We start from the raw sequence: 6621 nt of genomic DNA, 5'->3' as shown, positions 1-6621 counted from the left end.
CTTGTACTGGACGTACCAGGGTGCTGCGACAACGCGGCGAGGCGCCGTGCCGGGCGGCGCGGGGGCGTGCCCCACTTCCCCGAGGCCGCTTAGAGGCGGCCGGCGGACTTGAGGGACAGGTAGGCGTCGGCCAGGGCGGGGGCCAGGGTGTCGGGGGTGGCGTCCACCACGTGGATCCCGTGGCGGGTCAGCTGCTCCGCCGTGCGGCGGCGGGCGGCCTGGGACTGGGTGCCGGCCGCGGCCTCGTACACCGCGTCGAGCGTGCCGCGGGACTTCGTCATCCCCTCTATGTGGGGGTCGGCCACCGAGGCCAGCAGGACCGTGTGGCGCTGCGTGAGGCGGGGGAGCAGGGGGAGCAGGCCTTCCTCTATCGGGGCCGCGTCAAGGCTCGTCAGAAGGACCACCAGGGACCGGCGCGGGGCGTTTCGGAGGACGGTGGAGACCAGGGTGCGGGCGTCGGTTTCGACGAGCTCCGGTTCCAGGGTGGCCATGGCGTTCACGAAGGCCGGGAGGATGTCGCCGGCCGAGCGGCCCTGGACCTGGACGCGGGTGCGGCGGTCGTGGGCCAGCAGGTCGACGCGGTCGCCGGCGCGGGAGGCCAGCGCGGCCAGCAGCAGGGCCGCGTCCATCGCGGAGTCCAGGCGGGGGGCGTCGCCGACGCGGCCCGCCGAGGTGCGGCCGGTGTCCAGGCAGATCAGGATGTGCCGGTCGCGTTCCGGACGCCAGGTGCGGACGGCGACCTTGTTCTGGCGGGCGGTGGCCCGCCAGTCGATGGAGCGGGTGTCGTCGCCGGGGACGTAGTCGCGGAGGCTGTCGAACTCGGTGCCCTCACCGCGGGTCAGGACGCTTGTACGGCCGTCCAGTTCGCGCAGCCGGGCCAGGCGCGAGGGGAGGTGCTTGCGGCTGGTGAAGGGCGGCAGGACCCGGACCGTCCAGGGGACGGTGTGGGTGCCCTGGCGGGCGAACAGGCCGAGCGGTCCGTACGAGCGGATCGTCACGCGGTCGGCGCGGCGGTCCCCACGGCGGGTGGGGAGCAGCCGGGTGGTGATCCGGCGGCGTTCGCCGGCCGGGATCGTCAGGGTGTGCCGGGAGGCCTCGGCCTCGGTGCCGGGGAGCCAGCTGCTGGGGGGCCAGGCGTCGCGGATGCGGGCCCGGAGCGTGCGGGTGCCCGGGTTGGTGAGGGTGAGGTGGACCTGCGCCGGTTCACCGAGGCGGACGGAGGTGTCACCCGTGCGGGTGAGGCTGAGCCTGCGGACCGGCGCGGCGAGGGCGTAGTCGACGGCGCAGGCCAGGGCGAGGGTGCCGTTGACCGCGAGCATCCCCGTCCAGCTCGGTTCGAGGATGCCGACGGGGAGGCTGCCGAGGGCCGCCAGCAGGGCGGCGCGTCCGGTGAGGGCCATCAGCGCGGGACGGGGACGTGGGACAGGATCGCGGTGATGACGGCGTCGGCCGTGACCCCCTCCATCTCGGCCTCCGGGCGGAGTTGGACGCGGTGGCGCAGGGTGGGCAGGGCGAGGGCCTTGACGTCGTCGGGGGTGACGTAGTCGCGGCCGGTGAGCCAGGCCCAGGCGCGGGCGGTGGCCAGCAGGGCGGTCGCGCCGCGCGGGGAGACGCCGAGGGTGAGGGACGGCGATTCGCGAGTGGCGCGGCAGATGTCGACGACGTACCCGGCGATCTCCGGGGAGACGGACACCTTGGCGACGGCGTCGCGGGCGGCTTCGAGTTCGGCCGCGCCGGCGACCGGGCGCAGGCCTGCGGCCTGGAGGTCGCGGGGGTTGAAGCCGGCGGCGTGCCGGGTCAGGACGCCGATCTCGTCCGCGCGGGAGGGCAGGGGCACGGTGAGCTTGAGGAGGAAGCGGTCCAGCTGCGCTTCGGGGAGGGGGTAGGTGCCCTCGTACTCGACCGGGTTCATGGTGGCGGCGACGAGGAACGGCTCGGGCAGCCGGCGCGGGGTGCCGTCGACGGTGACCTGGCGCTCCTCCATGGCTTCGAGGAGGGAGGACTGGGTCTTGGGCGGGGTCCGGTTGATCTCGTCCGCGAGGAGGAGGTTGGTGAAGACCGGGCCGTTCTGGAAGGAGAACTCGGCGGTGCGGGCGTCGTAGACGAGCGAGCCGGTGACGTCGCTGGGCATCAGGTCCGGGGTGAACTGGACACGCTTGGTGTCGAGTTCGAGGGAGGCGGCCAGGGCCCGTACGAGGAGGGTCTTGGCGACGCCGGGTACGCCTTCGAGGAGGACGTGGCCGCGGCACAGGAGGGCGACGACGAGACCGGTGACGGCCGAGTCCTGGCCGACGACGGCCTTTCCGATCTCGGTGCGGATCGCTTCCAGGGAGGAGCGGGCGCTGTCCGTGGTGGCCGTCATGAGGTGCGGACCTCTCTTTCGAGGGCGTCGAGGTGGTCGGCGAGCGCGACGAGTGCCGCGTCGTCGGCGGGTGTGGTGCCGAAGAGGAGGGCGGTCAGGTCCTCATGTCCGGCCGTCAGGCGGGCGGACACGGCGGGGACCAGGGCCGCGGGTTCGTGGGCCTGGGTGGGCGGTACGCCGACCAGGGCGGCCAGGCGTTCGCGGGCGGCGGCGCGCAGCACGGTGGCGGCGCGGTCGCGGGCGCCGGCCTTGCGGTAGAGGCGGGCGCGGCCCTCGGTGGTCTCGGAGGCGCGGATGGCGACGGGCAGCTTCTCGGTGACGAGGGGGCCGAGTCGGCGGGCGCGCCAGAGGGCGGCGAGGGCGGCGGCGACGAAGAGCTGGAGGAGGGCCCAGCCCCAGCCGCGGGGGACGAGCTCGAGGAAGCCCTTCTCCTGGGCGGGGTCCTCGTCCTGGACCTCCGTGAGGGAGGGCAGGTACCAGACGAGGTCGGGGCGGGAGCCGAGGAGTTGGAGGGCGAGGGAGGCGTTGCCCTCGGAGGCGAGCTTCTTGTTGAGGAGGAGCGTCTCGGAGCCGAGGAGAACGGTGTCGCCGCCCGTGGTGCCGGAGGGGAGGACGAGGAGGGTGGGGTGGCCGCCGCTGGGGTAGCACGCCGCGGCGGCTGCTCCGCCGGTGTAGCGGTGGCCGCCGCCGGTGGTGGCGCGGCCGGCGGTGGCGGCGGCGGGCAGGGCGCAGCCGGGGTCGAGGTTCTCGTCGAGGGCGTCGCCCTTTGTGCGGGCGGCCGGGGCCAGGTCGGAGAGGCTGACGCTGCCGGGGGCGAGCAGGACGGTACGGCCGCCGGAGAGGTCGATCGCGGAGCGGATGGCGCGGCGCTGGGTGTCGCCGAGCCGGTCGGGGTCGGTGACCAGCAGGGTGGTGCCGGGGCCGGCCGCGGCGGCGGCCTCGCGGGCGCTGGTGACGACGCGTGTGGTGACCCCGCGGGCCTGGAGCAGCTCGGCGACGGCCCGGCTGCCGTCGGGGTCGGCGGAGCGGGGGTCGAGCCGCCCGTGGCGGCTGCCGGAGCCGAGGGCGGCGAGGACGACGGCGCCGACGAGCAGGATCCCGAGGCAGAGGAGCACACCGCGGGAGCGCCGCCACACGGCGGTGGGAGTGATCCCCCGGGCGGCCGTGCCGGGGGCTTCGCCGGGCGGCGGGCCCGTCGGTGTGCCGGGGGCGTGGGGGCCGGGGGCGGGGGCGGTCATGCCGGGGGTCCCGTCAGGAGCGGCTTCGTGCGGGCCAGGGTGGTGTCGAGGGTGTGGAGGCGGGCGTACATGGCCTCGTCGCCGGGGCGGCCGCCGTACGTGACGTCGTCGAAGGTGCGGGCGGCAGCTCGGAGGGCTTCGGCGTGGTCCGGGAGGGAGAGCGCGGCTTCGGCGGCCGCCTCGTCGGCGGTGCGGCCCGGGCGGGGGTCGAGCAGGGTGCGTTCCTCGAGGGAGCGGACGACGGCGCGCATGCGCTCCTGGACGGCTTCCGTCCAGTGGCCCGCGGCGGCGTGCGCGGCGGCGGCGGTGCGGTGGTCGGCGGCGCTGAGCAAGGTGTCGTCGAACACCCCCGCCGACGCGGTGGGGGTCCGGCGGGGGGAGCCGAGCCGCCACCACAGGGCGGCGAGGGCCAGGGCGGCCAGGACGGCGATGGCGACCAGGCCAAGGGTGCCGCCGGGGGCGGCGCCCGAGGCGTGGTCGAAGAGGTTGCCGACCCATTCCCAGAGCCGGTCCAGGGTGCGCTGGAGCAGCCCCGGGTCGTCCTGGTGGTACAGCGGTTTGGACAGTTCGCGTTCTGCCGCCTCGCGGGCGGGGTCGCGCGGTGTCGTCACCGGTGGTTTCTCCGCGGCCGGCAGGAGCGCCGCGGAGAGTGTGATGAGGCCCCCCGTACTCATCATCCGTGCATCAGCCTCCGGTCGGCGGTGCGGCGGCGTCCGGGGCGTAGTTCTCCAGGCCTGCCGCCCGGGCGAGCTCCAGGTCGAGGGCCTCGCGCCGGATGCGCTGGTCGACGTACAGGAGGACGGTGACGCCCGACTGGATCGGCATGGTGATGGTCTGGGCGATGACCGCGCCGACCGCGGAGAGGATCAGCGGGGCCCAGCCGGTGGCGGCGGTGCCGTTCTCCAGGCCTTCCATGCCGCTGTCGGCGAAGCCGATGGCGAGCCCGACAGCGGTCAGCGGCCAGACGATGATCGCCGAGACGAACGCGGTGATGAGGCCGGTCAGGGCGGTGATGCCGAAGATGCGCCACCACGAGCCCTGGACGAGCCTCGAGGAGCGGCGGAGCGAGGTGATGACGCTGCTCTTCTCCAGCATCAGCGCGGGCGAGGCCAGGCTGAACTTGAGTGCGAGCCAGATGAGCAGCGGGAGGGCGGCGAGGCCGCCGGCGACGGCGATGCCAACGCTGCGCAGGAGGATGCCGGGCAGGAGCGGCACGAGGACGATGACGATGCCGCCGAGGGCCAGCAGGAGGGTCAGCCCGAGCAGGCGGAGCAGCTGGGGGCGGGCCTCGCGCCAGGCTTCGCCGATCGAGGAGCCGTGGCCGAGCACGGCACGGCTGAAGATCATCGTGAGCATGGCGGTGGCCACGATGGTCCCGATGAGCTGGACGAAGCCGTTCGCGAGCAGCGCCACCATGCTGCCGCCGAGGGCGTCGAAGGCTTCCTTCAGGCTGTCCCCGGAACCGGGGTCGGAGGTGACGGCGAGGTCGGCGTACGTGTACTTCTGCACGAGCACGCTGATGACCTGCACGACGGTGGCCACGACCAGCGTGATCGGCAGGACCGTGCGCCAGTGGGTGCGCATGGTGGCGACCGCGCCGTCGAGGATCTCGCCCAGGTCGAGGGGGCGCAGCGGGATCACGCCGGGCTTGGCGGCCGGGGGCTTGCCCCACTGGCCGCCCTGCGGGCCCTGGGGGCCGCCGTACGATCCCCAGCCCGCGCCCGGCTGAGGCAGCTGCTGCGGGGCCTTCGGGGCCTGGGGGGTGCCGGGGCTCGACCACTCGCCGGGGGGCGGCTGCTCGGCGGACCACTTCGGTCCGCCGGCGGGCGGCGGTGTGCCGCCTTCGGCGCCGTCCCGGCCGTCTGATGCGCCCGGCCGCTCGCCGTCGGACGGGGAGGGTCCGGGCACGGCCCAGCCCGGAGAGTCGTTCATCGTCGCTCCTTCACGTGCACTGCGGGGCGGGGGGCGTCAGGGGGTGTGTTGCGGGTCAGGCCGGGCTCGCGGCGCCCGGCACCGCGCCTCGCCGCGTTCTCGTCGGTCGCCGACGCTCCGCGTCGACTCCCTCCTCCGCCTTGCGATCCACGACACCGGACACCGCTCCCTGATCCGGCCTGGCCCACAAGACACCCCCCTATTCGGCTGCCATCGTGCCACGTGGGAATGTTGAGCGGACCGGCCGTCCCCCGGAACTCCGGCCGCCCGCGCCTTCAATTGTCGCCCGGATCCGGGGCAGACTGGTCGGTCTGATCTCCACGCAGGTCCGAGGGGCGATTTCCAGCCCTTTTGGCTGTGGGACAGCTCACCGACAGGTAACGATTAGCTAATGGGATGATGTCAAGCATGAAGGGACGAGTCCTTGTCGTCGACGACGACACCGCGCTGGCCGAGATGCTCGGCATTGTGCTGCGTGGAGAAGGTTTTGAGCCGTCGTTCGTAGCGGACGGCGACAAGGCGCTGGCGGCCTTCCGCGAGGCGAAGCCGGATCTCGTGCTGCTGGACCTGATGCTGCCCGGACGGGACGGCATAGAGGTCTGCAGGCTGATCCGGGCCGAGTCCGGCGTACCGATCGTCATGCTCACCGCGAAGAGCGACACGGTGGACGTCGTCGTGGGCCTGGAGTCCGGGGCCGACGACTACATCGTCAAGCCGTTCAAGCCGAAGGAGCTGGTGGCCCGTATCCGGGCCCGCCTGCGCCGCTCGGAGGAGCCCGCGCCCGAGCAGCTGGCCATCGGTGACCTGGTCATCGACGTGGCCGGGCACTCGGTCAAGCGGGACGGTGCCTCGATCGCCCTGACCCCGCTCGAGTTCGACCTGCTGGTCGCTCTTGCGCGCAAGCCCTGGCAGGTGTTCACCCGCGAGGTGCTGCTGGAGCAGGTCTGGGGCTACCGGCACGCGGCGGACACCCGCCTGGTCAACGTGCATGTCCAGCGTCTGCGCTCCAAGGTCGAGAAGGACCCGGAGCGCCCCGAGATCGTCGTGACGGTGCGCGGTGTCGGCTACAAGGCGGGACCGAGCTGACGT

At 74.0% G+C, this 6621-nt stretch carries 6 protein-coding genes; 1 reads left to right on the top strand and 5 read right to left on the bottom strand.

Translation table 11 applies throughout. The features are described 5' to 3' along the window. Positions 1–89: 89 nt before the first annotated feature. From AB0M76_RS34890 to AB0M76_RS34870, 5 genes are read right to left on the bottom strand one after another with little or no spacing between them, the layout of a single operon-like run. Positions 90–1400: a DUF58 domain-containing protein gene (locus AB0M76_RS34890; protein WP_365956766.1), complete on the bottom strand. Its 1311-nt coding sequence runs from the start codon at positions 1398–1400 to the stop codon at positions 90–92. Continuing rightward, on the bottom strand, positions 1400–2362 hold the full coding sequence (locus tag AB0M76_RS34885; RefSeq protein WP_365956765.1) for a MoxR family ATPase: 963 nt from the start codon (positions 2360–2362) through the stop codon (positions 1400–1402). The genes AB0M76_RS34890 and AB0M76_RS34885 overlap by 1 nt, the downstream gene beginning before the upstream one ends. Then, positions 2359–3600 (bottom strand): DUF4350 domain-containing protein, encoded by a 1242-nt coding sequence (locus AB0M76_RS34880; RefSeq protein WP_365956764.1) that lies wholly within the window; start codon positions 3598–3600, stop codon positions 2359–2361. Before AB0M76_RS34880 ends, AB0M76_RS34885 begins: the two co-directional genes overlap by 4 nt. Further along, positions 3597–4277: a DUF4129 domain-containing protein gene (locus tag AB0M76_RS34875; RefSeq protein WP_365956763.1), complete on the bottom strand. Its 681-nt coding sequence runs from the start codon at positions 4275–4277 to the stop codon at positions 3597–3599. Before AB0M76_RS34875 ends, AB0M76_RS34880 begins: the two co-directional genes overlap by 4 nt. A gap of 7 nt (positions 4278–4284) precedes the next feature. Then, positions 4285–5532 carry a hypothetical protein gene (locus AB0M76_RS34870; protein ID WP_365956762.1) on the bottom strand — a complete coding sequence of 416 codons (1248 nt, stop codon included), beginning with the start codon at positions 5530–5532 and terminating at the stop codon, positions 4285–4287. Positions 5533–5928: 396 nt separating this feature from the next. Here AB0M76_RS34870 and mtrA point away from each other — a divergent pair, with 396 nt between their 5' ends. Beyond that, entirely contained in the window at positions 5929–6618 is a 690-nt protein-coding gene (gene mtrA, locus AB0M76_RS34865; RefSeq protein WP_189973359.1) for a two-component system response regulator MtrA, read from the top strand. Positions 6619–6621: the final 3 nt, after the last annotated feature.

The sequence above is a fragment of the Streptomyces sp. NPDC051364 genome (assembly GCF_040682115.1).
In the GTDB taxonomy this organism is placed as follows: domain Bacteria; phylum Actinomycetota; class Actinomycetes; order Streptomycetales; family Streptomycetaceae; genus Streptomyces.
Note: the sequence above shows the minus strand (reverse complement) of the source record. Positions and strands in the feature narration are given on the sequence as shown.

Coding starts and splice junctions, on each gene's coding strand:
- AB0M76_RS34890 (WP_365956766.1), bottom strand. CDS start 1,400: ATGGCCCTCACCGGACGCGCCGCCCTGCTGGCGGCCCTCGGCAGCCTC.
- AB0M76_RS34885 (WP_365956765.1), bottom strand. CDS start 2,362: ATGACGGCCACCACGGACAGCGCCCGCTCCTCCCTGGAAGCGATCCGC.
- AB0M76_RS34880 (WP_365956764.1), bottom strand. CDS start 3,600: ATGACCGCCCCCGCCCCCGGCCCCCACGCCCCCGGCACACCGACGGGC.
- AB0M76_RS34875 (WP_365956763.1), bottom strand. CDS start 4,277: ATGATGAGTACGGGGGGCCTCATCACACTCTCCGCGGCGCTCCTGCCG.
- AB0M76_RS34870 (WP_365956762.1), bottom strand. CDS start 5,532: ATGAACGACTCTCCGGGCTGGGCCGTGCCCGGACCCTCCCCGTCCGAC.
- mtrA (WP_189973359.1), top strand. CDS start 5,929: ATGATGTCAAGCATGAAGGGACGAGTCCTTGTCGTCGACGACGACACC.